Raw genomic sequence first — 25419 nt, 5'->3', positions numbered from 1 at the left:
GCCTACTCGGGATGCAGGTCAAGCAGGATCGCGAAGCGCATGCGATCACCCTCGACCGTGATCGACACCAGATCGGCGCGCGCCACCACCGCGTCGCCCTGCAGCCGCCGCAGGAAGGCCGAAGCCGCGGCAGTGCTGGGCGTCGTGCCGGTGACCAGCACCCGACCGTTCTCAGGACGCCAGATATCGATCCGCTCCTCCTCAAGGCCGCTGCGGATCCGGTCCTCCAGCTCGAACACGCGCAGGAACGCACGCAGGCTCGCGGGATCTTCGGCAGGCGGCACGCGCGGCGCCGGCTCGATGACCGCGAGCTGCGGCCTCGCCCCGGCGTCCGGACTGGCGCCCCTTGGCAAACGAGCGAGCGGCGGCAGGCGCTGGGGGTCGAGCGACCACATGGGCGGCCGCTCCACCGGCGCGAGGCGAGCCCAGCGCGCCTCCGACACCACGGAGTAGGGAATGCCCTTGCAGCCGTCGCCGCACCAGACCGTGAACTCATCCCGTGAGAGCACCACGGTCTGACGCAGCACCAGGCCACTGGTCTGGTCGCGGGTGAGCTCGACGCGCTGGTCGTGGCCATCACGCCAGCCGCTTTCCAGCTCCAGCCAGCCCTCGTGGCAGGTCTGATGCGTCAGCGGTCGCCGCTGGTCCTGCACGGGGCCGTGGCGCTCCAGGTCGCGCTCGTAGGCGTACAGGTTGAGGTGCAGCGAGCCCTGCAGGGAAACGCCCTTGCGCGCGACCAGCCACCAGCGGCCATAGGCCGCGGGATCCCGGCGCAGTAGAGCTTCGGCCTCGGCATCGACCTCGGCTGGCGCGCGGCGAAGGATCATGCTCAAACCGCAGATCGCCACCGACTGCCCGACGGGAACACCGCTCGAATCGAACGCGCAGCCCATGGGGCCGCGTTCAATCAGGAGGGCACCACCGTCCATCTGCATGACCTGGTTTCCGAGCATCGGTCGCGGGTCGAAGCTGGCGGGCGCATCCGGAGTCAGCGAATAGCTGCCTTCGAGGTTGGGGCAGTCCGGGAACTGCGGGTCACGGTAGTCGGTGTCGACCTTGGGAAAGCCTGGCGGTGGCGGCTCATCACCGCCCCGAAAGCAGCCGCCGAGCGCCACGCAGGCCAGGAGCGCCATCACGCTTCTGCGGATGCGCGGAGAAGCCACCGTTGCGCCCATACCGATCCCGTCGTGCCTGTAGGAGTCCGGCGGCCACGAAGCACCGCGGCCGGCAGTGTGACATCCCGGCTCTCCGCACGCCCCTTCCGCGCTGGCAGCGGCACGCCGACACAGAGGTTCAGGCCGGCCTCTCAATCGACGTCAACGACCTCGTCGCGCCGCTCGCGCAGCGTCAGCACGATGCGGTGCTCGGCGCCGTAGCGCTCCGAGTACGCGGCGATCAGGGCATCGAACAGGGCCAGCGCCTCGTCGCGACGGCCGTTGGCAGCGAAGGCTTCGGCGCGGGCCTCGTCGGCCATCAGGCCGGTGTCGGGGCCGTGCGTGCCCTCTGCGGCGATCAGCGCATCGAGCGCGACGCTGGCGGCCAGTGCGTCGTCGCCACGCCCCAGTCGCGCCAGGCTGGTGACGCGCTCGGCCGCCGCGCTCAGGCACTCGGCATAGCCGGCGCCGATGCGTTCACAGGCACGCGCGCCCTCGTCGAGCGCGGACAGCGCGCGCGCCCATTCGCCGTGCATGTTCAGCGACATGCCGAGCAGGCGCCAGGCGCGTGCCTCGTAGGGGTGGCTGTGCACCGCGAAGATGCGCGCGGCCTCGCGCAGCATGCGCTCGCCTTCGGGGTCGCCCGCGCTGCGCAGGCGGATATTGCCGGCCTCGGTCAGCGCATCGGCGCGCAGCGGATGGTCGCCCTCGAAATGCAGCTCGGCGACGGCCAGCATGCGCTCGGCCGCCGCGCGCTCGGCCTCGCGATCGCCCAGGGCCTGGGCCGCGCCGCGCAGCCCGTCGAGCATGTAGACCAGACCGGCGGCGTCCGGCCCGCGCGCGGCCTCGGCCAGGCGCACGGCGTCTTCCAGCACGGGGCGGGCTTCGGCAGTGCGGCGCTGGTGGCGCAGCAGCATGCCGAGATTGAAGCGCGCCACCGCGTGGCGGAAGTCGCCGGCAGGCAGGGCCCTGGCGTGCAGGGCATCGGCCTCGCGCGCATGCCGCTCGGCGTCGTCCATGCGCTCGTCCACGAGATCCAGATTGGCCAGCAGGAACAGGCCCTCGCCCAGCTCGATGGGATAGCGCGCCGCAAGCGGGCGCAGCAGCCGCACGCCGTCTTCGACCACCGCGCGCGCCGGGGCGTACTCGCCCTGTTGGCTGTGCAGGGCGCCGCGAGTGAGCAGCAGCAGGGCCAGCTCGGGTGACTCGGGATAGCGCTGGCGCGCGATCGCGATGCCGGCGTCCAGGCGCTTGGCCGCCTCCTCGACCTCGCCGCGCTTGCCGAGGATGTTGCCGAACTCGCGGGTGAGATCGAGCGCGATCAGCGACTCGGGCGCGAAGTCCGTGTCCAGCCGCGTCAGGGCCTGGCGGAAGGCCTCGTCAAGATCCACCGCCGAGGCGGCGTCGCGGGCGAAAGGATCGACCGGCGCGAACACGCCGAGCAGGAACTGCACCGCGCTCCGCGCGCGCTCGGCCTGGGCTTCGGCCTGCACAGTCTGCGCCTGCGCATGCTGGGCCTCGATGCGCGCGCGATTGGCCTGCCACAGCGCCATGCCCAGGCTGAGCACGACCGCGAGGCTGGCCGCAGTCGCCACGCTCAGCATGCCCCGATGGCGTTTCGCGAACCGCGAGAACCGGTACCAGCGGGTCGGTACGCGGGCGCGCAGCGGACGCGATGCCAGGTGGCGCTCGATGTCCTCGGCCAGTGCCGCCACCGAGCCATAGCGGGACTCCGGCTCGGGCCGCAGGGCCTTGGCGACGATGGCATCGAGGTCGCCGGCGAGCCGTTCGGGGCTGTACGGCAGTCCTGTCGCCGCGCGCGCCAGCCGGCTTGGCCGCTGGGTGTCCTCTTCGCCCAGCTCGGCAACGAGGCTGGCGAGATTGCCACCGGCACGAGACGCAGGCAGTGCGCCGCTCAGCAGACGACACAGCACGAGCCCGAGGGCATAGACATCGGTCGCTGTCGAAATCGGCTCACCGCGCAGCTGCTCAGGCGCTGCCCAGGCCGGCGTGAGTGCCGCGAGCGTGGTGTCGCCGGCCTCCTCGTCCAGCAGCTTGGCCACGCCGAAGTCCAGCAGATGCGGGCGCCCCTCGCGATCGACGATGACGTTGCCCGGCTTCAGGTCACGGTGCACGACCAGCAGCCGATGCGCGTGCTCGACCGCTGCGCAGATCTGCAGGAACAGCCGCAGACGCGCCTCCAGATCGGGCCCTTGGCCTTCGCACCAGTCCACGAGCTCGACGCCTTCGACATAGTCCAAGGCCAGCCAGGGCTGGCCCTCGGCGTCGACGCCGGCGTCGATGAAGCGGGCGATGTTCGGATGCGACAGCCGCGCCAGAATCCGGCGCTCGGCCAAGAGACGCCGCACGAAAGCCGGGCTGGCGCCGCGCACGCGCTTGATGGCGACGCGCTGCTCGACGGCCCCATCGACGCGCTCGCCCAGCCAGACCTCGCCCATGCCGCCGCGGCCGAGCAGGCGCAGCACGCGCCAGGGGCCGATCTGCGCGGGCATCGGCGTAGCTTCCTCATCCGTGCCCATGGCCAACGCCGGCCCGGACTGGTGCCGGTCCAGGGCCCGCGCCACGCGGGCAAAGCGCAGCAGACCTCGGACCTCGGGGTGCTCGCGCAGCTCCGCCGGCAGGGCGTCGAGATCAACGCTGTCGCCCGCGGCAATGCGATCGGCGAGATCGGCCAGTAGCCCTTCGAGTCCGTCGTGCATGTCCGCTCCGGCCAGCGCTGCCCTGGCGCGAGCTTACGGGGCTCGCCCAGGTTTCGTCAGGAGAAATCGTGACCGCCTGCAAAGCGAACGCGCACGGAACGACTGCCGGTTTCAGCAGCCTAGGCTGGATGGCGATGGTGCAGGCCAGCGGCGACTGCGAACATCGTCACGGACGGCTTGGCGAGCCGTGCGGCAGTGGCTGTCGGATGTGACGGCTGACCCGGCCGACAAGGCCGATTCTGGCGGGTCGCTCGCGCTCACTCGCCAGAAGGTTTCTGCTGACCTCACCCCACCCGCAACGCCGCGTAGCTCTTCTTGCCGCGGCGCAGCAGCAGGTAGCGGCCGAACAGCAGGTCGCCCACCATCACGCGCTGGTCGACGCCGCTGCTGCGGCGGTTGTTGAGGTAAACCCCGCCGCCCTCCAGGTCGCGCTTGGCCTGGCCCCTGGACGGGCAGAGCCCGCTCAGCACCAGCAGGTCGATCAGCGCCGCGCCCTCGCCGTCGAGCTGGGCGCGTTCGAGCTGCGCGTTCGGAATCTCGGCGATCACGTCCTCGAACACCGCCTCGGGCGTATCGCCGATCTCGGCGCCGAACAGGATCTGGCTCGCGGCGATCGCCGCGTCCGTCGCTTCGGCGCCGTGGACCAGCGTGGTCACCTCGCGGGCCAAGGCCTTGTGCGCCTCACGGGCGCCGGGGTTGGCCGCGTGCGCGGCTTCCAGCGCTTCGATCGCGGCGCGGTCGAGGAAGGTGAACTTGCGCAGGTACTCGCTGACCTTGGCGTCTTCGGTGTTCACGAAGAACTGGTAGAAGCGGTAGGGGCTGGTGCGCGCGGGGTCGAGCCAGACCGCGCCGGATTCGGTCTTGCCGAACTTCGAACCATCGGCCTTGGTGATCAGCGGGAAGGTCCAGCCGTAGACCGGCACACCCAGCTTGCGGCGCACGAACTCGGTGCCGGCGGTGATGTTGCCCCACTGGTCGGAGCCGCCGATCTGCAGCTCGCAGCCGAGCTCCTTGCGCAGGTGGTAGAAGTCGTAGGCCTGCAGCAGCTGGTAGCTGAATTCGGTGTAGCTGATGCCGCTCTCGCCGGCCATGCGCGACTTCACCGAGTCCTTGGCCAGCATCGCGCTCAGCGGGAAGTGCTTGCCGACATCGCGGAGAAAATCGAGGAAGGACAGCGGCGCGGTCCAGTCGGCGTTGTCGACCAGCACCGCCGGGTTGGCGCCGCTGCCGAAGTCGAGCAGGCGGGCCAGCTGGGCCTTGATGCAGGCGATGTTGTGGGAGAGCTGCTCGCGGGTCAGCAGATTGCGCTCGGCCGACTTGCCGGAGGGGTCACCGATCATGCCGGTGGCGCCGCCGGCGAGCGCGATCGGCCTGTGACCGGCGCGCTGGAAGCGGCGCAGGGTCAGCTGGCCCATCAGGTGGCCGACGTGCAGCGAATCGCCGGTCGGATCGAAGCCGCAATACAGGGAGATCGGCCCCTCGGCCAGGCGCTTGCGCAGCGCGTCGATGTCGGTGCAGTCGGCCAAGAGGCCGCGCCAGATGAGGTCGTCGATCAGGTCCATGGGGGATTCGAAGTCGTGCGGGGAAAGGGCCACCCGGTCGGGCGGCCGCACAGGGTGCGCGAGCGCGGCGGACTTCTCAACCGGGGGCAGAGCACGCGGACCGAACTCGACTGAAACCGCTGCGCCCACGGCCGGGTAGCCGGCCAAGCGCGGACGCGCGACGCCGCGCAGGGCGTCCAGTCCATCGCGGCGGTATGCTGCCCCCGCCGCGTCGTCCGCGGTGTGCTGCGGGGAGGCAGTCCATGACACTGAAACACCTGGCGGGCCTTTGGCTCTGGCTGCCGTTCGCGGCGGCTGCGTCCTCAACACAGCCGCCCGTGCCCACTGTGGTGCTGCCTACTCATGCCGGCGCCGGTGCGGATGCCGACGCGCTGGCGGCACGCACGGGTTACCAGTGGTTCGTCGATTTCGGCAGCGAGCGTCTGGTCGGTGTCGCACCGGAATTCCTCGCAGACTGGCTGCGCCTGGAAGGCAGCCGGGCCGGCCCGGCACCGATCGCCCGCGACGAGATCGTGGTGCGCGATCTGGTCTGCACCCAGCACTACCCGGAGCCTGTGGTGGCCGTGGTCGGCGGCTACAGCCTCGTGCGGCGGCCGGCGGCGCTGGCGCGGGTCGCGGGGCTGGGCGGCATGGGCGGCATGCCGGTGCCAAAGGACGGCGTGGTCGCGCGCGCGGTGCCGGCCGAGGCCATGGCCAAGGCACGCGCCGCCAGCGATCCCGCCGTCGACGCGCTGGTCGCGCGCATCGACACGGCGCGCTGGTTCGCCACCGTTTCCGAGCTCTCGGCTTTCAACCGCAACAGCCTCAGCCCGGGGCTGGCGCAGGCCCGCGACTACATCCTGGCGCGGTTCGACGAGGCTGGGCTGGCGTCCTCCCGCCATGATTTCACCCTGAGCAGCACGAGCTGCGCGCCGGCACAGCTGCAGAACCCGATCGGCATCAAGCTCGGCCGCACCCGGCCCGAGCGCTGGATCGTGGTCGGCGCGCACTACGACTCGCGCAACAGCGCTCTTTGCGACGGCAGCGTCAGCCCGCAGCCGGGTGCCAATGACAATGCCTCGGGCTGCGCCGGCGTCATCGAGCTGGCGCGGGCGTTCCAAGCGGTGGCCACCGAGAAGAGCATTGTCTTCGCCTGTTTCGCCGGCGAGGAGCAGGGCCTGGTCGGCGCCTACGCCTGGGTGCAGAGCCTGGCCGACTCGGGCCAGCTGGCCAATGTGGAGCACATGATCAACGTCGACATGATCGCGCACGCCACCAGTGACCTGCTGGACACGCGGATCGAGACGACATCGGCCTTCCAGGGCGAGTTCGCGCGCTATCGCGCGGCAGCGGCGACCTATGCGCCTGAGCTGCGCATCATCGAAGCCGGCACCCAGGCCTACTCCGATCACTGGCCCTTCATCGCCCGCGGCATCCCGGCGGTGTTCACTTGGGAGAACGGCGCGGGCATCTACCCGCACTACCATCAGGCCAGCGACCTGCCGCAGAACCTGCTGCGCCCCCGGGCGCTGGCGGGAGGGATTCTCAAGATGGATGCCGCCGTACTGGCCGGGCTTGCCGTGCTGGCCGAACCGCCCATGTTCGCCGACGGCTTCGAGGGCGCCGACTGAGCCGGCGGGTCGAGCCCGGCCAGGCACCGGAATCGGCCACCACCAAAGCGAAGGGCCGGCGAAAGCCGGCCCTTCGTTCGTGCAGCGGTCAACAGCGATCAACCGGCCTTGGCGGCCCAGGACACGCACCAGCCGGGGCCGGCTACGGCGTTGTTGGGGAACAGCGCACAGTCGACCCAGTCACCCGCAGCGCCCTGGTGGAACTGGCAGTTGTTGCAGTTGCTGCCTTCCTTGAACTGGGCGTACTTGGCCTTGTCGACCTTGGCAGCGTCCTCGATGTAGCCCAGGGCCACGGCCTGCGGATTGTCGAGCGGAAGCGGCGGCTTGGTCGAGGCCGCGACCGCTGGCTGCGTGATGAGCTTGAAGGCGATGGGAGCGCCGACCGCGGCCACGGCAGCGGTGCGAAAGAACTGGCGACGGCTCGGAATGCTCGGGGAATTGGACATCGATGTCTCCTGGCGTTGGCTGGGGATCAGCGCAGCTGGGCCGGCACCCTACTTGGCGTTGCGTCGCGCCGCGTTGACTGGGGTCAAGTCGCAAGCACTTCGCATTGCCGGGGCTTTCGTCCTCGCGGCGAGGACGCACCATGCCCCTGCCGACATGCAGGGCACATGAAGCGCGGCGCGAACGATTCGCAGTTGCCTGCGCGCCTTGCCAGGATCCGGGCTCGTGCCCCCTCGGATCGCCTGAGCGGCGCTCTTCATGCGACCGCGCCACCGCGCCGGGCTAAACTCCGCGCCCATGAAAACCCTCACCGAAGCCGCCCGCGCGGCCCTGCCGCAGCGCGCCAACGACATCATCACCGCTGCCGCCGAGCTGGCCCGTCTGGGCTGGACGCCGGCCACCAGCAGCAATTTCTCCATGCGCCTCGACGGCGAGCTGGTCGCGGTCACGGTCTCCGGCCGCGACAAGGGCCGACTCACGCCCGCCGACATCATGGTGGTCGACCTCGATGGCCGCGGCGTCGAGACCGAACTGCGCCCGTCCGCCGAGACCGGCCTGCATACGCAGATCTACCGCCGCTTCCCCGAGATCGGCTGCGTGCTGCACACGCATTCGCACAACCAGACCGTGGCCTCGCGCCTGTTCGCCAAGGACGGCCACATCCGCCTGTCCGGCTACGAACTGCTGAAGGCCTTCCGCGGCAACGCGACGCACGAGCTGGATGTCGACATCCCGGTGCTGCCGAACAGCCAGGACATGGACGCGCTGGCCGCGCAGATTGAGCCGCTGCTCGACCAGCCCAATCTGTACGGCTATCTGATCGACGGCCACGGCGTCTACGCCTGGGGCCGCGACCTGGCGGAAGCCCGCCGACACCTGGACGCACTGGAGTTCCTGCTCGCCTGCGAACTGGATTTGAGGAGACTGAACGCATGAGCCGCATCCGCATCTTCAACGAAGCCCAGCCCGAGGCGCCGCTGTTCGAAAGCAGCGAGCATGCCGCCATCGCCGAGCAGCTGCGCGCCATCGGCGTGCGCTTCGAGCGCTGGGAAGCCGCCGCCCCGGTCAAGCCGGGCGCCTCGCAGGAGGAGGTCATCGCCGCCTACCGCGCCGACATCGACCGGCTGATGGCCGAGGGCGGCTACCAGACGGTCGACGTGGTCAGCCTGAACCCGGACCACCCCGACCGTGCCGCCCTGCGCCAGAAGTTCTTGAACGAGCACACCCACAGCGAAGACGAAGTGCGCTTCTTCGTCGGTGGCTCGGGCCTGTTCACCCTGCACCCCAGCGACAAGGTCTACGAGGTGCTGTGCGAGGCCGGCGACCTGATCAGCGTGCCGGCCAACACCCGTCACTGGTTCGACATGAGCGAACAGCCCTACTTCATCGCCATCCGCCTGTTCAACAACCCGGCGGGCTGGGTGGCGAACTTCACCGGCACCGACATCGCCCAGCGCTTCCCGCGCTACGAGCGTGAGGCCGCCTTAAGCCCATGACGATCCGCGCCCTGCTTACCGACATCGAAGGCACCACCAGCTCGATCTCCTTCGTCAAGGACGTGCTGTTCCCCTACGCGCGCCGCGCCCTGCCCGCGTTCCTGAAAGCGCGCGGCAAGGATCCGGAAGTCGCGCGCTGGGTCGATGCGGTCGCCGCCGAGCTGGGCGCCGCTGGCCCGGACACCTGCATTCCCGAGGTGCTGCAGGGCTGGATCGACGAGGACCGCAAGCACACCGCGCTGAAGGCCCTGCAGGGCATGATCTGGAAGGCCGGCTACGAGAACGGCGACTACGCCGCCCACGTCTACGCCGATGCCGCCGCGCAGCTGCGCGCCTGGCACGCTGCCGGCCTGCCGCTGTACGTCTATTCCTCGGGCTCGGTCGGCGCGCAGAAGCTGTTCTTCGGCCACAGCGAGGCGGGCGACCTGCTGCCCCTGTTCTCCGGCCACTTCGACACCGAGATCGGCGGCAAGCGCGAGGCCGCCAGCTACACGCGCATCGCCGATGCGCTGCAGCTGGCACCGGCGGAAATCCTGTTCCTCTCGGACGTGGTCGAAGAGCTCGACGCCGCCCGCGCCGCCGGCATGCGCACGGTGCTGATCGATCGCGCCGACGACTATCCCCGGCCGCGCGACGGCGAGGCGGCGAACGGACACGCCCGCCACACGGACTTCCGCGGCATCACGCCCGCCACCTTCGCATGAGCCTGCGCGCGCGCCTGACCGGGCTGGGCCAGGGGCTCAAGCTCGGCCTGCTGCTGCGTCCGCGCTCGCGCCCGCTGCCGCCCTCGGGCCGGCTGATCGTCTGGGGCCTGGGCCTGCATCTGCTGGTCGAACTCGTCGCGGGCTGGTACGCCGTACCCGAGCCGCGAGCCCTGTTCTGGGCCCATCTGGTGGCGGTCTGCGGCAGCGTCGCCCTGCTCGGCCTGCTGGCCGGTGCCGCCGCCAAGCTGCTGCGCCGGCCCGGCGGCTGGCAGGTGCTGGCCGGTTACCTGCTGATCGGCCTGCTGCCGCTGCGAATCCTGCTGGCCGCCCTACCCTTCGAGCCGCCCGAAGGCATCGAGGCCTGGCTCGGCTGGCTGCTGGGCGAGGACTCGGCCGCCGCCAGCCAGCGCGACACCGCCCTGCTGCTCCTGCTGGCCTGGCTGTTCGCCTTTGCCCTGGTCTGGCGCCTGCTGCGCTGGCTGGTGCCCGAGCGCCAGCCACTGCGTCACGTGGCCGCCTGCACGCTGATGGCGGTCGGCGGCCTGCTGCCGCTGCAGGGCGCGCTCTACACCGCGTTCTGGTATCCCGATGAAGCGGCACTGGCAGCCGAATGGGAGGCCGCACAGCCGCAGTTCGACTTCGACCCCGAAGCCCTGATGTTCGAGCAGCCGCGTCGGCTGCGCGAGGCGCTGTCCGCGATCCCCAAGGGCGAGCCGGGTGAGCGCGAGCTGTTTGCCCTGGCCTTCGGCGCGGATGGCGCCGAGAACGTGTTCCGCAACGAAGTCGAGTATGCGGCGCGGCTGTTCGCCGAGCGCCTGGGCGCGGGCCCACGGGTGCTGAGCCTGCTGAACAATCCGCAGACGGTCGACTCCGCGCCGCTGGCCAGCCGCACCAATCTCGCGCTGGCCCTGAAGGAACTCGGCCGCCGCATGGACCTCGACGAAGACGTGCTGCTGCTGTTCATGACCAGCCACGGCTACGAGGACCACCGCCTGCACGTCGCCCTCGACCCGCTGCCGCTGAACCCGATCGCCCCCGAAGACCTGCGCGGCATGCTCGATGAGGCCGGCATCCGCTGGCGCATCCTGATCGTCTCGGCCTGCTACTCGGGCGGCTTCCTGCCGGCGCTGGCTGACGAGCACACCCTGGTGATCACCGCCGCGCGCGCCGACCGCACCTCCTTCGGCTGTGGCGTCGATTCCGACTTCACCTACTTCGGCCGCGCTCTGCTGATCGAAGCGCTGAACCAGACCCTGGACTGGGAGCAGGCGTTCGCACTGGCCCAGGCCAAGGTCGCCGAGCGCGAAGCCGAGGAGGACCTGGAGCCCTCGGAACCGCAAATCGCCATGGGCGAGGCCCTGCGCGCCCACCTCGGCGCGGCGTCGGCCCAGTAGGCGGGCGATGAGCGGACTGATCGCCTTCGTGCTGCTGGCGCTGGCGCTGGGCGGCCTGCTGGGCTGGGCGGCGCGGCGCTTCCGGGTCGATGAAGACCCGGTGGTCGAGCGCATCAACGCGCTGCTGCCGCAAACCCAGTGCGGCCAGTGCAACTACCCCGGCTGCCGACCCTATGCCGAGGCCATCGCCCGCGACGAGGCCGACATCAACCAGTGTCCACCCGGCGGCGAAGCCGGGGTGCGTGCGCTCGCCGAACTGCTGGGCCGCGAGCCCAAGCCGCTGTCCGCCGAGCACGGCGCCGAGCAGCCGCAGCGGGTGGCTTTCATCCTCGAAGAGCTGTGCATCGGCTGCGTCAAATGCATCCAGGCCTGCCCGGTCGATGCCATCGTCGGCGCGCCCAAGCGCATGCATACGGTCATCGCCGAGCTCTGCACCGGCTGCGACCTGTGCCTGCCGCCCTGTCCGGTCGACTGCATCGAGATGCGGCCAGTGGAGCCGCCGAAGCCCGAGTGGCGGAGCATCCCGCTGAGCCTGAGCACCTCGCCCCGGCGCGAAGACCACTGACGGCGCTTGACGAGCCGAACCGACGCCTCCACTCACGGCCGCTACAGCCGGCCTACAGTTGCGCGACAGTCCAAGCGTCGACGCTTTGGCATCCTGCACGCGCAGCCTGTGCTGCGCCCTTTAGCGGCACGTCGCCGAACCTGCGAAGACAGGAAGACGCATGCCGCTGCTGCCTTTCTTTCTGCTTTCATTTCTCGCACTGCCGGAGTGACCTTCATGACATCCATACCTCGCAGCCTTGCCTGCCTTGCCCTGTTGCTTCCCGCGCTCGCCTCAGCCCAGCTGCCGCCCGGCATCAGCGGCGCCTGGTACAACCCCGAACAGAGCGGCCACGGCCTGTCGGTGCAAATCCTGGAGGACCAGCGCGCGCTGGCCTTCTGGTACGTCTACGACGCTGAAGGCAATCCGGTGCATCTCTACCTCGACGGCCGCATCGAAGGCCGCCGCATCGAGGCCACCGCCTACGCACCGCGCGGCATGCGCTTCGGCAGCTTCCGCGACACCGACCTGCGTATGCCCGTCTGGGGCGAGGTGGCACTCGACTTCAGCAGCTGCGATCGCGGCCTGCTGCAGTGGGACAGCGACCAGCCCGGCTACGGCAGCGGCAGCAGCGAGATCCACCGGCTGACGCACATCGCCGGGCTGGACTGTGAGCTGGGCGACGCAGCCCAATCCGCGTTCGCCCTGTTCACCGGGATCGAGCAGAGCGCTGCGTCTGGAGTGCGGCCCACGGCATATGCCGCGCTCGACGAGAACCAGACCCTGTGGATGCTGACCCCGCTGGCGACGCGTGCCGATGCCGTTCCCGGTCGCAGCTTCGTTGGCGATCCGGGCGCGGTCACCCGAGCACGTATCAAGCAAGATTCAGGACTGGAGTTCAGTCGCTACGCCAGCGACTGGATCTTCGGCCGCGCCAACGCCCTTCAGCCCATGCGGGCCGAGGGCAGCTTCGATACCGAGGGCGGCTCTCTCAGCTTCAGCTTCGATGCGGGCCGCGGCAGCAGCCTCTCGCTGTCACCCAGCACGCAGCAGGCGGTCGCACCGCTCACGACCGGGCTGCTGGCCGGCCGCTGGCCTGTGCCCATGCGCGGCCAGTTCTTCGACACCGTGGGCGAGCTGGACATCGGCGGCGAGGGCGAGCTCTGCCTGCGCGTCGGCCTCTTCGAACTGGAAGCGGGCTGCCGTCTGCAGGGCAGACTGCGCGTGGCATCGGCCAATCCGGGCTTCGTCGAATTTGAACTCGAGGACCTCGAGTTCCCCGCGCAGGCGGCCTATCGCGGCCGCGGCTGGGTGCAGCGCGAGGGCGGCCTGCAGCGCCTCGTCCTCGTCGGCGACAACGGCGCGACCGGCTTCGGCCTGATTGGCCGTCGCTAGCGCCACACGGCGCTGAATACGGATGCAGGCTCGCCCGAGCGCAGCCTGCATCCGCTAACGTGGCGCGATCGCCCACCGCCGCTCTGTGATCGCCATGCCCCTGCGTTTCGGCCTCGCCGCCAACCGCCGCCACCACGAAGGCCCCGATGCCCTGCTGTTCCGCTGGTTGCGCCGCTCGGGCCCGAGCATTCGTGCACTGGATCTGTGCCTGTATGCGGTCGGTCGCACCTTCGACGTGATCGAATCGCGGCGGGCGCTCGTGGATCACCCCGGACTCGTGCGCTATCCGATGGGCCGCGAGGGTGGCCTCATGAAGCTGGTCGCGGGCATTGCCGGTGGCACCGAAATCGCGCCTGCGCTCGATGGCGCGATCTACCTCATGGATCCGGTCGATCCGTCCTCGATCTATCCCGAGGCGCAGGCGCTGAAACGCCAGTGCGTGACCCACGACAAGCCTTTTGTTTCAACGCTCGCGGGGGCCGTCGAGTGGATTGAGGTCGAGCGCGTGCTGGCGGGCCTTGGCGCCACCGCAGACGCCGACCCGCTGTTCGCCTTCGAGCAGCAGACCGTGGCCCTGATCGCGCATGACTCGCGCAAGCAGGCCATGGTGGAGTTCGCCGATCGGCACTTCGACCTGCTGGCGCGCTTTGCCCGCCGCATCGCCACCGGCACCACCGGCGGGCGCCTGAATGAGCTCGCCTGGTCGAAGGGCTGGCCGCGCGCGCGCGACTTCGTCGACCGCTACCAGAGCGGCCCGCTCGGCGGCGATGCGCAGATCGCCGAGCTGGTGCTGGCCGATCGCTGCCAGCGCGTGGTCTTCTTCGAGGACCCGCACGTGGCCCGCCAGCACGAGGCCGACATCCAGCTGCTGGAGCGCGCCGTGCGCGTGGCCTCCGAGCGCGCGGTCTGCGTCACCTCGCCGGCCATAGCCGAGCGCTGGTGCGCGGCGGCGATGAAGCGACTGCACGAGCGGGCGCCAACCGACCACTGAATCTTTGAGGAGGACAGCCGGCTCAGCCCCGGCGCGCCTTGCCCGGCCGCGAACGCGAGGCTGAACATTTCAGGGTGGTTGCGCGTCATGGTGCGCGCGCCCGCGGATCGCGCACGTCGGTCATTGATCGAGCGCAAACGCGTCCGAACATGTGCCGGACTCGCGACCACGGATCAAGCCCAGGAGCGACCTTGTCCGTGTCACCCTAAAGCTCGCCGCGCGTCCGCGCGAGCACGTTCACCATCTCGCGGTCGCGGTACAGGTGGCTGCTGTAGCGGAAGGGCAGCTCGTCGAACAGGATGTCGGCCTCCAGCACGAAGTGGCTGATGTAGACGCCGAGCGCGGCGTCCTCGGGCTGCGGCGGCAGGCCCAGCCGCTCCAGCTCGCGATTGACCTCGCCGAGATCGCGATAGCGTGCGCGCCCCTCGCGCGCCAGGATTTCGGCCTGCCGGCGGGTGATTGCCTCGTCCAGGCTCATCCACAGCTCCACCGAAGCCGTGTTTAGATTGATCGGCACGCCCTGCGGCAGCGCGCACACATGCGGGCGCAGGCGCAGGTAAGCCTCGCCATCGAGTGCCGGCAGCAGGCGCAGCTCCGACACGTGGACCATCGGCCGGTTGGCCGCCCGTCGCGCGGGCGTCTGCGCGAGGTGGGCGCCGTCCTCGGCACCGCCGCCGTTGGGGTCGATGTCGGCGTCGATGTAGTCCAGTGCCTGCGCCGCCACCAGCGGGCTCAGGTTGAGCGTGCGCAGCAGGCGTTCGAAGCGCTGGCGCGCGCGCTCATCGGGCTCGTCGCCGCGCAGCAGGCTGTTGATGTTGAAGCAGCCGCCCTGCTCGCGCAGGCGACCGACAATGCGACCGCCGGGGATGTCCAGCGGCGGCAGCGGCTGCGCCCACAGGTCGTCGAAGGCGTCGATGCCGGGCTCGGCGCGCTGGTCCTCGCGCAGGGCCTGCGCGGCCCAGGCTTCGAGCCCACGCTGCAACTGCCAGGTCTGCTCGGCGCGCAGGCTGTTGCGGGTGCGCGCCTGGGCGATCTCGCCGGCATCGAGCAGGCCCACCACGATCACCGCCGCCAGTGCCAGGACCAGCACCGCCACGATCAGGGCTACGCCGCGCTGGCGCCGCGGGCCTGGCGGATGGGCTCGCATGAGCGCGCTCACAGCCGCGCCTCCGCATCGGGCAGCTCCAGCAGGCGATGCACGCGGCCGATGCCCACGACCTCGAGCTCCACTTCGACGCGCACCGGCAGCGGCTCGCTGCTGCCTGGCGCCGGCCAGCGGTCGTACTCGCGGCCGCTGCGCGCGAAGTAGCGCAGCCGGAAGTCGCTCACGCCCTCCAACAATTCCACCTGCTCGGGAAGCGTGCCGGGCGCGCGGTCCAGCACCGGCCAGCGCAGTCGCTGCAGGCGATCCTCCACGCGCCGGTAGGCCGCGCGCTCGATCTCCGCACGACGGGCATCCAGTGCATTCGCATAGCCATGGCGGCTCAGCTCGATGCCGGTGCTGGTACCGACCAGCGCCGGCTGGCGCTGGCCGAAACCGTCACGCACCGGCCGCGCCGCGGCCGCGCGCAGATCGCGCTCGATCTGCCCCACCGCGAACTGCAGCCGCGCCAACTGCTCGGCCTGGGCCTCGAGCTGCCCGCGCGCGCGCAGCACGCTGTCGAGGCCGCCGTAGGCGAGGGCCGCGACCACGGCGAACAGGGCGACCGCCACCACGACTTCGAGCAGGGTGAAGCCTTGCTGGCGCGCACGCATGCGCGCGCCGGATTGGGAGAGCGCACAGACGCGCCTGCGAACCACGCTCGCCGTCGAACTGCGTTGCGGAGCGCTATCAGGAATCATGGCGTTGCAAACGCGGTGAGCCGGGCGACGGGATCGGCCTCACTGCCGGCGAGGCTGTCGCCCTCGGCGGCGAATACGGTGATCTCCATGCGCCGCACGCGTTCGACGTCGGTGTCGCTGGTCTCGGCCTGCCAGCGCCAGCGCTGCGGACCCATGCGCATCTCGCCCTGCTGGCGGCCGACGGGCGGCGCGCCCTGCGCGCGCAGCTCGGCCGCCACGTTGGACGCCACCCACTGTGCCAGCGTGCTGTCGCGGTGATGGTTCAGCGCCTGCGCCTGCAGCCCGGCCGCACGGATCAGCGCCACCAGCGTCAGGGAAAGGATCAGCAATGCGATCAGCACTTCGAGCAGGGTGAAGCCGCGCGCGCGTTCGCGCGCGCCAGGATTCGGGAGCGAAGAGGCGCGCCTGCGGACCACCGGTCCGCGCGCCTGTGAGCGCCGGAGCGCTGCGCGTGAGGGCAAGGATTCGGGATTCGCAGACGCGGCGTTGAATGGCGCTACGGGCGCCATCCCCGGAGCATGGCCACCGACTCTCGGGATACAAGGCTTGGTCTCTGCGCAGCCCGGGAGACGACCCACTTGCTGCAGAGCGGAGCGAAGCGCGGCCTCTTCGAATCCCCAATCCCCAATCCCGAATCCCGGTTCTTCAGCCATCCCCGCGCTCCCTCAGCACCTGCCCGTCCGGACGGCCTTCGAGCCGCCAGCGCTCCGGCACGTCGGCACGCGAGAGCTCGATGCGGAAGGGACTCAGCTCACCGCTGGCCAGACACAGCAGCTGCGGGTCGGCTGGCGGGTCTGCAAGCAGACCGAGACGCTCGCCATCGCGCTCCAGCGACCACTCGATGCCCTCGTCCAGTTGGCGGGGACGCAGCGGCTCACGCGGGGCATCGGTGAGCGGATACCAGCGATCCGGCCCGCGCCAGGCGAACTCGATGCGGCGACGACTGAGGAACACACCGAGGTCGCGGCCGGTCAGCTCCGACTGCTCGCAGCCGAGCCGCAGCAGGGCCTGCAGGCGGGTGGCCTGGGCTTCCAGCTCGCGCGAGGCGCCGCCGCCGACGGATAGCGCCACGGAGCCCACAACCACGCCAAGGATCACTACCACCACCAGCACTTCGATCAGGCTGAAGCCGCGTGCGCGGACGACCCTGGCGAAGGACCGCGGCAGCGAGGTCCGCGCCATGGCGGGTCAGCGGCCGATGTCGGCAGCCGCGCCCTCGCCGCCCGGCGCGCGATCGGCGCCCAGCGAATACAGGTCGAAGTCGCCGGTCTGGCCGGGGCTGAGATAGACGTAGTCGCCGCCCCAGGGGTCCTTGGGCAGCTCTTTGATGTAGCCGCCGCTGCGCCAGTTGGGCGCCTCGGGCCGACCGCCGGGCTTGGCCACCAGCGCGCCCAGGCCCTGCTCGGTGCTGGGGTAGCTGAAGTTGTCCATGCGGTAGAGATCGAGCGCAGTGCGCAGCGACTGGATGTCCTGCTGGGCGCGGGTGACGCGCGCCTCGTCGGGGTAGCTCATCAGCTGCGGCACCACCAGCGCGGCGAGGATGCCGAGGATGGTCACCACCACGAGGATTTCGATCAGGGTGAAGCCGCGCGAGGAGCGCTGGGCGGACAGTCGCGCAGGTACGTCGGCATGGACGCGGGAAGACGGGCGGAAGATCATGGCGGGATGGTGATCCGGCCCCTGCGGGCCGCCTGTGAAAACGAACCGCGCGAGTGTAGCAAAGCGATGTCGACCGCCCCTGCCCTGCAAGCCCATTGGCGCCAGCGCGATCTGGACGTGCTCTGGCACCCCTGTACGCAGATGCGCGAGCACCACACCGATCTGCTGCCGCTGGTGCCGGTCGCGCGCGGCGAAGGCGCCTGGCTGATCGATTTCGAGGGCCGCCGCTATCTCGATGCGGTCAGCTCCTGGTGGACCAATCTGTTCGGCCACGCCGAGCCGCGCATCGGTGCGGCGATCGCGCAGCAGGCGCAGCAGCTGGAGCAGGTGATCCTGGCCGGCTTCAGCCACGCGCCGGCGATCGAGCTGGCCGAGGCCCTGCTGCGGCTCGCGCCGCGCGCCGAAGGCACAGCACCGTTCAGCAAGGTCTTCTATGCCGACAACGGCTCGGCCGGCATCGAGGTCGCGCTGAAGATGAGCTTCCACAGCCATCGCAACCGCGGTGACGACAAGCGCACGCGCTTTGTCGCGCTGTCGAACAGCTACCACGGCGAGACCTTGGGCGCGCTGGCCGTCTCCGACATCCCTCTGTACCGGCGGGTGTATGCGCCGCTGCTGATCACGCCGATCTTCACGCCGTCGCCCGATGCCTGGGACGCGCTGCCGGGCGAGAGCCCGCGCGACTGCGCGGAGCGCGCCGCTTTGGCGCTCGAAGCCCTGTTCGAGCGCGAGGGCGAAACGATCAGCGCGCTGATCGTCGAGCCGCTGGTGCAGTGCGCCGGCGGCATGCGCATGCACCACCCGCACTATCTGCAGCGTGCGCGCGAACTCTGCACGCGCCACGGGGTGCACTTCATCGCCGACGAGATCGCGGTGGGCTTCGGCCGCACGGGCACCCTGTTCGCCTGCGAGCAGGCCGGCATCGCGCCGGACCTGATGTGCGTATCGAAAGGACTCACCGGCGGCTTCCTGCCGCTGGCCGCCGTGCTGGCGCCGCAGCACCTCTACGAGGCCTTCCTCGACGACAGCCGCGAGCGCGCCTTCCTGCATTCGCACAGCTACACCGGCAACCCGCTGGCCTGCGCGGCGGCGCGCGCCACGCTCGGCATCTTCGAGAGCGAACCGGTGCTGGAGCGCAACCGCACCACCGCGGCGCGCATGGCCGCGCTGGCGGCGCCCCTCGCCGAGCACCCGAACGTCGCCGAGGTGCGCCAGACGGGGATGATCCTTGCGCTGGAACTGGTCGCCGACAAAGCCACACGCGCAGCGCTGCCCTCCACTCAGCGCGCCGGGCTGCGCGCCTACCGCCACGCCATCGAACGCGGCGTGCTGCTGCGGCCGCTGGGCGACGTGCTGTACTGGATGCCGCCCTACTGCATCGATGAGGAAGGCCTGGCGCTGCTCGCCGAGGTCACCGGCTCGGCGCTGCGCGCCGCCGTCGAGGGCGTGTAGCCAAGCGCGCTGCGGGACGCAGGTCCGTACCCCTGCGTTCGAGCCGACTCGGGGTCGCCGGCTATACTTCCGCCCTTCACGCTCGCCCAAGACCGCGCCCCATGAACCAGAACTTCCTCGACTTCGAGCAGCCGATCGCCGAGCTGGAGGCGAAGATCGCCGAACTGCGGCATGCCAGCCAGGGCTCGGCCTTCAATATCGAGGAGGAGATCGGCAAGCTGCGCGAGAAGCTCAAGCTGCGCACGGAAGAGATCTTTCGCGAGCTCACGCCCTGGCAGGTGGCGCAGCTGGCGCGGCATCCGCTGCGGCCCTACACGCTCGACTACATCGGGCACATCTGCGAAGAGTTTGAAGAACTTGCCGGTGATCGCGCCTACGCGGACGATGCGGCGCTGGTGTGCGGCATCGGTCGCATCGACGGCAAACCGGTGACGATCATCGGCCACCAGAAGGGCCGCGACACCAAGAGCAAGATCAAGCGCAACTTCGGCATGCCGCGCCCCGAGGGCTACCGCAAGGCGCTGCGCATCATGAAGCTGGCCGAGCGTTTCAAGCTGCCCCTGCTCACCTTCATCGACACGCCGGGCGCCTATCCGGGTGTGGGTGCCGAGGAGCGCGGCCAGAGCGAAGCGATTGCGCGCAACCTGATCGAGATGGCCGAGCTCAAGATCCCGGTGGTCTGCACCGTGGTCGGCGAAGGCGGCTCGGGCGGCGCGCTGGCGATCGGCGTGGGCGATCGCACGCTGATGCTCGAATACAGCACCTACTCGGTGATCTCGCCCGAAGGTTGCGCCTCGATCCTGTGGAAGTCCGCCGACAAGGCCCGCGATGCCGCCGAGCAGATGGGCATGACCGCACCGCGCCTGCTGGAGCACGGACTGATCGACAAGATCATCAAGGAGCCTTTGGGTGGCGCCCACCGCGACCCGGCCGAAGCCGCCAAGCGCATCAAGACGGCGGTGATCGGCGAAGTGGAAGCCTTGGAGCGCCTCGATCTGAACACCCTGCTGGAGCAGCGCTACGCGCGCCTGCGCCGCTACGGCTCACACCAGGCGGCCTGAGCCGCGGAGACTCGAGCCTCGCGTCAACTTTCCGTTAATCGGAGCGTGGGCCCGGGGCTTGAGACCAGCCTCCGAGGGGCGTTTCAAGCTGTCAGATCTGACAGGATGACCGCAGACTGAACGAAACACCCTTTCACAATCCTTTTATTTCAGACACTTAGCTCGCGAAAACCACCCGAGCGAGATCGTTTGTCGCGCTGAGCGGTTTGGCGTACCGCACTCCGGCATGCGCGATGCACTGAGGCGACCTGCACTCACCCCCGCAGGAGTCCTACCGTGCTGAAACCCCTTGTCTGCGCCCTTGGCATGGCGTTGCTGTTCCCCTCTCTGGCCAGTGCCGAAGTCAGCGTGAGCGGCTTTGGTCAGGTCATCGCCGGCCAGACCACCGGCAGCAATACCGTCTTTCCCAACGGCTACGACGAAGACCTCGACTTCGAGCGCGGCTCGCTGTTCGCGGTGCAGGTCAGTGCCGACCTGAGCGAGCGCGTCAGCGCGACCGGCCAGATCGTGGCGCAGGGCAGCGAGGATTTCGACGCCGACTTCGCCTGGGCCTACGTGGGCATCAAGCTGGACCACGGCTTCAACCTGACCCTGGGCCGGCAGCGCACGCCGCTGTACCGCTATTCCGACTTCCTCGACGTCGGCTACGCCTATCCGTGGGTGTTTGCGCCGCGCGCCGTCTACAACCTCACCTTCAACAACGCCGACGGCGCCAGCCTCGGTTGGAACCATGCCTTCGGCAGCTGGTTCTCCCAGGCCAAGGTCTTCTACGGCAGCTTCGATGGCAGCCTGGGAGGCCAGGATCGCGGCACGCTGGACCAGTTCGCCGGAGTCTCCTGGGATCTGAACCACGACAGCTGGCTCAACCTGCGCGCGGCCTACTTCCAGGCCGACGTGGACCTGCAGTACGCGGCGCTCACACCGCTGATCGGCGCCCTCAACCAGTTCGGCCTCCCCGAGACGGCACGCCTGATCGCGCCCAGCGAGGACAAGGGCCGCTTCAAGAACGTCGGTTTCGAGATCGATCGCAACAATTGGCTGCTCATCGGCGAGTGGGTCGAGACCCGGGTCAAGGACAGCGTCATTCCGGACATCGACAACATGTACGTCACTGCCGGCTACCGCTTCGGCAACGTCATGCCGCACCTCACCTGGGGCACGCGCGACGGCGAGGCGCTTATGCAGATCCTCGACACGGTACCCGCCCAGCATCCGCTGTTTGGCACGGTGGCGGCCGTAGTGGCCTCGCAGGGCCTCGACGACACCTATACCGGCGTGGGACTGCGCTGGGACTTCGCCCGCAACGTCGCCTTCAAGGCCGACTACGTGCGCTATCGGAGCGACATCGCCGGGCGCCAGGATGCCAACCTGATCGCCGCCGGCGTCGTGTTCACGTACTGAGGGGAGGAGACGAATCCATGAAACTGCAGTCTCTTTTCGCTCTGGCTGGCCTCGCGCTGGCTGCCCAGGCCAATGCCGGCGCGGTGATCGTGTCCGCCGACGCTGCGGTGTCGAGCCTCGACAAGGCCGGCGTACAGGGCGTCTTCCTTGGCCGCGACCAGAAGGTGGGCGATGCGCCGGTGGTGCTGGTCTTCCAGCGCGCGGGCGCGGTCCGCGACAAGTTCGATGCCGAAGTGCTGGGCAAGCCCGGCTCGCAGCTCACCGCGCACTGGTCGCGGCTGATCTTCACCGGACGCGCCAAGCAGCCCGAGGAAGCCGGCAACGACGCTGAAGTGGTCGCCAAGGTGGCGGGCAAGCCCGGCGCCATCGGCTATGTCGACAGCGTGCCGGCCGGTGCCAACGTCAAGGTGGTGTTCGAGTTCTGAACGGCTTCCTCCCCGGGGCCTGAAGACGCGAAGGGCGACCCCAGGGTCGCCCTTCGTGTTTGCGGCATGAGGCAGACAAGATCAGCCCGGCGGCCAGGTCATCTGGCGGCCGGCCAGCAGATGCAGATGGATGTGATAGACCGACTGCCCGCCGTCGCGATGGGTGTTCATCACTACGCGATAGCCCTTGTCGGCAAAGCCCTCGGCCTTGGCGTAATCGGCGGCGGCCTTCATCAGCCGGCCGGCCAGCAGGGTGTCGGCCTCGTCCAGATCGTTGAGCGTGGCGATCGGCTTCTTCGGAATGAACAGCACATGCACCGGCGCCTGCGGATGGATATCGCGGAAGGCCAGCACGTGTTCATCCTCGAAGACGATGTCGGCGGGGATTTCGCGGCGGATGATCCGGTCGAAAAGGGTTTCGCTCATTCCGATGCTCCTGTGCGGGGTGTCTGGGGAACCGACTGGCGCGAGCCGAAGGCATGCGCCAAGGTGCCGCGGTCGATGTACTCGAGCTCGCCGCCCAGCGGCACGCCATGCGCAAGCCGGCTGGCGCGCACGCCGTGCTTGGCGGCGAGCTGGCTGAGGTAGTGGGCCGTGGCCTCACCTTCGACGGTGGCGCTGGTGGCGATGATCAGTTCTTGGACTTCACCTTCTGCGAGCCGCGTATCGAGCTGCGGCAGGCCGAGTTCGCGCGGCCCACGGCCGTCCAGCGGTGACAGTCGCCCCAGCAGCACGAAGTAGAGGCCGCGATAGCCGGTGGCGGCCTCGATCGCCGTCTGATCAGCCGGGCTCTCGACCACGCAGAGCTGGCTGGCCTCGCGGCTGGCGCTGGCGCAGGCCGGACAGAGACGGTCTTCACTGAAGGTGCGGCAGCGCTCGCAGTGGGCGATGCCCGACATCGCCGCCTCCAGCGCCGAGGCCAGGCGCCGACCGCCCTCGCGGTTGCGCTCCAGCAGCTGGTAGGCCATGCGCTGGGCGCTTTTTGCCCCCACGCCGGGCAGCACGCGCAGGGCGTCGATCAGCTGGTCAAGCAGGGCCATGCGCGCTCCATCCGGAATGCGGGCTCAGAACGGCAGCTTCATGCCGGGCGGCAGCGGCATGCCCGCAGTCGCCTTCGCCATGTGCGCCTGCGAGGCCTCGTTGGCGCGATTGACCGCGTCGTTGAAGGCCGCAGCGATCAGGTCTTCCAGCATCTCGATGTCGTCGCCGATCGCCGACGGATCGATCTGCACGCGACGCACCTCCATGCGCGCGGTCATCTGCACCTTGACCATGCCGCCACCGGCCTGGCCGCTGACTTCGATGGCGCCCAGCTCTTCCTGGGCCTTCTTGATGTTGTCCTGCATCTTCTGGGCCTGCTGCATCAGGCCGGCGAGAGGTCCGCGCATGGGGGTTCCTTTTGAAGGCGGGGATTGGGGATTGGGGATTCGCGAAGCGCGAGGGATCACTCGTCGAGTGGGCGGATCGAGTCGGGCACCAGGCGCAGGCCGTGCTGGTCGATCAGGCGGCGCACCGCCGGGTGGTTCTGGAAGCTCTCTTCGGCTGCAGCCTGACGCTCGCCGCGCTGGCGGTGCGTGCGGGCGTGCAGGGTCTCGCGCTGCAGCTCCTCGCTGATGAACTCGATGCGCGGCGGCTCACCCAAGGCCTCGCCCAGCTTGGCCGCCAGCGCGGTGATGGTGCCGTCGAGGCGCAGATGTTCAAGGCGCGACGGCAGACTGAGCTTCAGGCGGATGCCGTCGTAGCCGGCGAACACCGAATGTGCCGCCAGCTCGCGGACCGGGCCGCCGAGGCCGCAGCGGGCCTGCAGATCCAGCCAGTCCTCGTGGTCGAGCAGGCGCGCGGGCGGCGCGTCCACGGCCTTGAGCATCGGGCGCACGACGTCGACGGCGGCAGTGGTGGTGGTGCTGTCTTCAGCCGCGCTCGGTAGCGCGACTGCCGGAAACGGCGTTTCCCCGCCGCGCGGAGGCTGCGTGGTCGGAGCCGCGTCCCAGGGCGGGGCCGCGGCGAGAGACGTGGCCGCCATCACGGGCCTCGGCAGCGCTTCCGAAGGCTCGCGCGGCGGATCGAAGGATTCGCGCCTGGGCTCTGCCCGCGGCGGAGGCGACGCCAGCGGCAACGCCTCGGGCTCAGGCGCCATCCGCAGCGCGGCAGCGCCCGAGCGCGCCAGCGCGGCCATCACCGGCGACGGCGCCTGCGCGCGCGGCGAGGCAGGCGCTTCAGCCGTGGGGCCACGTGAGCGTGCCGGCGAATCGTCGAAGACCGCGCTCAGGCGCGCGATCGCATCGGAGGCACCCGCCACTGAACGCGGCGCGGCGGATTCGGTGACGCGCGCAGGCGATTCCGTGCGCAAAGTTGCGCTGCGCGCAGGCTCGGTGCGCGCCGCCGAGCCGCTCGGTCGCGCCGGCACCGCATCCGGATCGAAACCGGCAAAGGCCAGCATCCGCAACAGGGCCATCTCGAAGCCGATCCGCTCGCTCGGCGCCATCGGCAGCTCGCGGCGACCCTGCAGCGCCATCTGGTACCAGAGCTGCACGCGCTCGGCCGGCACCCGCTCCGCCAGGGATTTCAGATCCAGGCGTTCGTCCTCGACCGCCGCCGACGGCACCAGCTGGGTCAGCTGCAGGCGATGCAGAGCTTCGGCCAGGGCGTCCAGCGCCGCGCCGAAGTCGGGCGCGAACGAGGCGATGCTGTCGACCGTGGCCAGCAGGCGCTCGCCGTCGGCGGCGACCAGGGCTTCGATCAGCGCCCCGACCTGGGCGCGGTCGACCGTGCCCAGCATCGCCCGCACCTCGGGCTCGCGCAGCGCGCCGCCGCCATAGGCGATGGCCTGGTCGAGCAAGGACAGGCCATCGCGCAGGCTGCCGTCCGCCGCGCGCGCCAGCTGGGCGATGGCCGCCGCTTCGGCCTCGATGCCCTCGGCGCCTAGAATCGCGGTCATCTGGGTCTGGATCTGCTCGACGGTCAGCCGCTTCAGGTTGAACTGCAGGCAGCGCGAGAGCACCGTCGGCAGCACTTTCTCGGGGTCGGTGGTGGCGAGCAGGAACTTCACATGCCCGGGCGGCTCCTCCAGCGTCTTCAGCAGCGCGTTGAAGGCCGGCTTGGACAGCATGTGCACTTCGTCGATCAGGTAGACCTTGGTGCGGCCGCGCGCGGGCATGTACTGGGCGTTGTCGATCAGTTCGCGCACATCGTCGACGCCGGTGTTGCTGGCGGCATCGATCTCCAGCAGGTCGACGAAGCGGCCCGCATCGACATCGCGGCAGACCGAACATTCGCCGCAGGGCTCGGCACCCTGCCCGCTCTCGCAGTTGAGGCTCTTGGCGAAGATGCGCGCGATGGTGGTCTTGCCGACGCCGCGGGTGCCGGTGAACAGGAAGGCGTGGTGCACGCGCCCGCTCTCCAGCGCATGCGTCAGCGCCCGCACGACATGCTCCTGCCCCACCAGTTCGGCGAAGCGGCGCGGCCGCCATTTGCGGGCGAGGACGAGATAAGACATGGACGAAGCCTGCAGCGTGGAGCGGACTGCGATTGTGCCATGGCCGGCCCTTTGGGCCGGCCTGGGATT

25 protein-coding genes are annotated in these 25419 nt (G+C 69.9%); 12 read left to right on the top strand and 13 right to left on the bottom strand.

Going from position 1 to position 25419, the window contains the following annotated elements; all coding sequences use genetic code 11:
* Positions 1-2 precede the first annotated feature (2 nt).
* The 3 genes from BLP83_RS01845 to tyrS form a co-directional block, all read right to left on the bottom strand.
* Complete coding sequence (locus BLP83_RS01845; RefSeq protein WP_091238085.1) at positions 3-1133, bottom strand: hypothetical protein; 1131 nt, start codon at positions 1131-1133, stop codon at positions 3-5.
* Between the two features lie 173 nt (positions 1134-1306).
* Positions 1307-3874, bottom strand: coding sequence for a serine/threonine-protein kinase (locus tag BLP83_RS01840; protein ID WP_091238082.1), 2568 nt, complete (start codon positions 3872-3874; stop codon positions 1307-1309).
* A 284-nt stretch (positions 3875-4158) separates the two neighbouring features.
* Positions 4159-5685 (bottom strand): tyrosine--tRNA ligase, encoded by a 1527-nt coding sequence (gene tyrS / locus BLP83_RS01835; RefSeq protein WP_218121166.1) that lies wholly within the window; start codon positions 5683-5685, stop codon positions 4159-4161.
* Here tyrS and BLP83_RS01830 point away from each other — a divergent pair.
* Entirely contained in the window at positions 5679-7046 is a 1368-nt protein-coding gene (locus tag BLP83_RS01830; protein ID WP_143006519.1) for a M28 family metallopeptidase, read from the top strand. The two genes, tyrS and BLP83_RS01830, sit on opposite strands and share 7 nt — an antisense overlap.
* Before the next feature lie 98 nt (positions 7047-7144).
* On the opposite strand, the gene BLP83_RS01825 is transcribed toward BLP83_RS01830, so the two are convergent.
* Positions 7145-7492 carry a high-potential iron-sulfur protein gene (locus BLP83_RS01825; RefSeq protein WP_091238075.1) on the bottom strand — a complete coding sequence of 116 codons (348 nt, stop codon included), beginning with the start codon at positions 7490-7492 and terminating at the stop codon, positions 7145-7147.
* A 295-nt stretch (positions 7493-7787) separates the two neighbouring features.
* Here BLP83_RS01825 and BLP83_RS01820 point away from each other — a divergent pair, with 295 nt between their 5' ends.
* From BLP83_RS01820 to BLP83_RS01790, 7 genes are all read left to right on the top strand, one after another.
* Positions 7788-8426, top strand: a complete 639-nt coding sequence (locus BLP83_RS01820) for a methylthioribulose 1-phosphate dehydratase (protein WP_091238072.1) — start codon at positions 7788-7790, stop codon at positions 8424-8426.
* On the top strand, positions 8423-8986 hold the full coding sequence (locus tag BLP83_RS01815) for a 1,2-dihydroxy-3-keto-5-methylthiopentene dioxygenase (RefSeq protein ID WP_091238069.1): 564 nt from the start codon (positions 8423-8425) through the stop codon (positions 8984-8986). The genes BLP83_RS01820 and BLP83_RS01815 overlap by 4 nt, the downstream gene beginning before the upstream one ends.
* Positions 8983-9690, top strand: coding sequence for an acireductone synthase (gene mtnC / locus BLP83_RS01810; RefSeq protein ID WP_091238066.1), 708 nt, complete (start codon positions 8983-8985; stop codon positions 9688-9690). Before BLP83_RS01815 ends, mtnC begins: the two co-directional genes overlap by 4 nt.
* Entirely contained in the window at positions 9687-11084 is a 1398-nt protein-coding gene (locus BLP83_RS01805) for a C13 family peptidase (protein WP_091238063.1), read from the top strand. The genes mtnC and BLP83_RS01805 overlap by 4 nt, the downstream gene beginning before the upstream one ends.
* 7 nt (positions 11085-11091) lie before the next feature.
* Complete coding sequence (gene rsxB, locus BLP83_RS01800; RefSeq protein ID WP_091238061.1) at positions 11092-11649, top strand: electron transport complex subunit RsxB; 558 nt, start codon at positions 11092-11094, stop codon at positions 11647-11649.
* A gap of 216 nt (positions 11650-11865) precedes the next feature.
* Positions 11866-13023, top strand: a complete 1158-nt coding sequence (locus BLP83_RS01795; RefSeq protein ID WP_143006518.1) for a hypothetical protein — start codon at positions 11866-11868, stop codon at positions 13021-13023.
* A gap of 100 nt (positions 13024-13123) precedes the next feature.
* A complete protein-coding gene (locus BLP83_RS01790; protein ID WP_218121191.1) occupies positions 13124-14014 on the top strand; it encodes a methylglyoxal synthase in 891 nt (296 codons plus the stop codon).
* A gap of 205 nt (positions 14015-14219) precedes the next feature.
* Here the strand turns inward: BLP83_RS01790 and gspK are convergent, their stop codons facing one another.
* The 5 genes from gspK to gspG all read right to left on the bottom strand — a co-directional run bounded on the left by gspK (position 14220) and on the right by gspG (position 17515).
* Entirely contained in the window at positions 14220-15161 is a 942-nt protein-coding gene (gspK, locus tag BLP83_RS01785; RefSeq protein WP_143006516.1) for a type II secretion system minor pseudopilin GspK, read from the bottom strand.
* A gap of 8 nt (positions 15162-15169) precedes the next feature.
* On the bottom strand, positions 15170-15769 hold the full coding sequence (gene gspJ, locus BLP83_RS01780; protein ID WP_176763965.1) for a type II secretion system minor pseudopilin GspJ: 600 nt from the start codon (positions 15767-15769) through the stop codon (positions 15170-15172).
* A gap of 83 nt (positions 15770-15852) precedes the next feature.
* Positions 15853-16272: a type II secretion system minor pseudopilin GspI gene (gspI, locus tag BLP83_RS18550; RefSeq protein WP_176763964.1), complete on the bottom strand. Its 420-nt coding sequence runs from the start codon at positions 16270-16272 to the stop codon at positions 15853-15855.
* Between the two features lie 229 nt (positions 16273-16501).
* The gene (gspH, locus tag BLP83_RS01770) at positions 16502-17038 is read right to left on the bottom strand and encodes a type II secretion system minor pseudopilin GspH (protein WP_091238049.1); all 537 of its coding nucleotides are present in this window, start codon (positions 17036-17038) and stop codon (positions 16502-16504) included.
* A gap of 6 nt (positions 17039-17044) precedes the next feature.
* Positions 17045-17515 (bottom strand): type II secretion system major pseudopilin GspG, encoded by a 471-nt coding sequence (gene gspG, locus BLP83_RS01765; RefSeq protein WP_176763963.1) that lies wholly within the window; start codon positions 17513-17515, stop codon positions 17045-17047.
* Positions 17516-17581: 66 nt separating this feature from the next.
* On the opposite strand from gspG, the gene BLP83_RS01760 reads away from it, so the two are divergent.
* From BLP83_RS01760 to BLP83_RS01745, 4 genes are all read left to right on the top strand, one after another.
* Positions 17582-18967 (top strand): adenosylmethionine--8-amino-7-oxononanoate transaminase, encoded by a 1386-nt coding sequence (locus BLP83_RS01760; protein ID WP_091239391.1) that lies wholly within the window; start codon positions 17582-17584, stop codon positions 18965-18967.
* A 101-nt stretch (positions 18968-19068) separates the two neighbouring features.
* Positions 19069-20028, top strand: a complete 960-nt coding sequence (locus BLP83_RS01755) for an acetyl-CoA carboxylase carboxyltransferase subunit alpha (protein ID WP_091238047.1) — start codon at positions 19069-19071, stop codon at positions 20026-20028.
* Between the two features lie 276 nt (positions 20029-20304).
* Positions 20305-21429: a porin gene (locus BLP83_RS01750; RefSeq protein WP_143006515.1), complete on the top strand. Its 1125-nt coding sequence runs from the start codon at positions 20305-20307 to the stop codon at positions 21427-21429.
* Positions 21430-21446: 17 nt separating this feature from the next.
* Positions 21447-21854: a type 2 periplasmic-binding domain-containing protein gene (locus BLP83_RS01745; protein WP_091238043.1), complete on the top strand. Its 408-nt coding sequence runs from the start codon at positions 21447-21449 to the stop codon at positions 21852-21854.
* An 81-nt stretch (positions 21855-21935) separates the two neighbouring features.
* Here the strand turns inward: BLP83_RS01745 and BLP83_RS01740 are convergent, their stop codons facing one another.
* Genes BLP83_RS01740 through dnaX form a run of 4 tightly spaced genes read right to left on the bottom strand, consistent with a single transcriptional unit; the run spans position 21936 to position 25350 of the window.
* The gene (locus BLP83_RS01740; protein WP_091238042.1) at positions 21936-22280 is read right to left on the bottom strand and encodes a histidine triad nucleotide-binding protein; all 345 of its coding nucleotides are present in this window, start codon (positions 22278-22280) and stop codon (positions 21936-21938) included.
* Positions 22277-22894: a recombination mediator RecR gene (gene recR, locus BLP83_RS01735; protein WP_091238040.1), complete on the bottom strand. Its 618-nt coding sequence runs from the start codon at positions 22892-22894 to the stop codon at positions 22277-22279. The genes BLP83_RS01740 and recR overlap by 4 nt, the downstream gene beginning before the upstream one ends.
* A 24-nt stretch (positions 22895-22918) precedes the next feature.
* Positions 22919-23242: a YbaB/EbfC family nucleoid-associated protein gene (locus tag BLP83_RS01730; protein ID WP_091238038.1), complete on the bottom strand. Its 324-nt coding sequence runs from the start codon at positions 23240-23242 to the stop codon at positions 22919-22921.
* A gap of 56 nt (positions 23243-23298) precedes the next feature.
* Positions 23299-25350, bottom strand: coding sequence for a DNA polymerase III subunit gamma/tau (dnaX, locus tag BLP83_RS01725; protein WP_091238035.1), 2052 nt, complete (start codon positions 25348-25350; stop codon positions 23299-23301).
* Between the last annotated feature and the right edge of the window lie 69 nt (positions 25351-25419).

It is taken from the genome of Aquimonas voraii (assembly GCF_900101825.1).
Lineage (GTDB): Bacteria > Pseudomonadota > Gammaproteobacteria > Xanthomonadales > Xanthomonadaceae > Aquimonas > Aquimonas voraii.
Note: the sequence above shows the minus strand (reverse complement) of the source record. Positions and strands in the feature narration are given on the sequence as shown.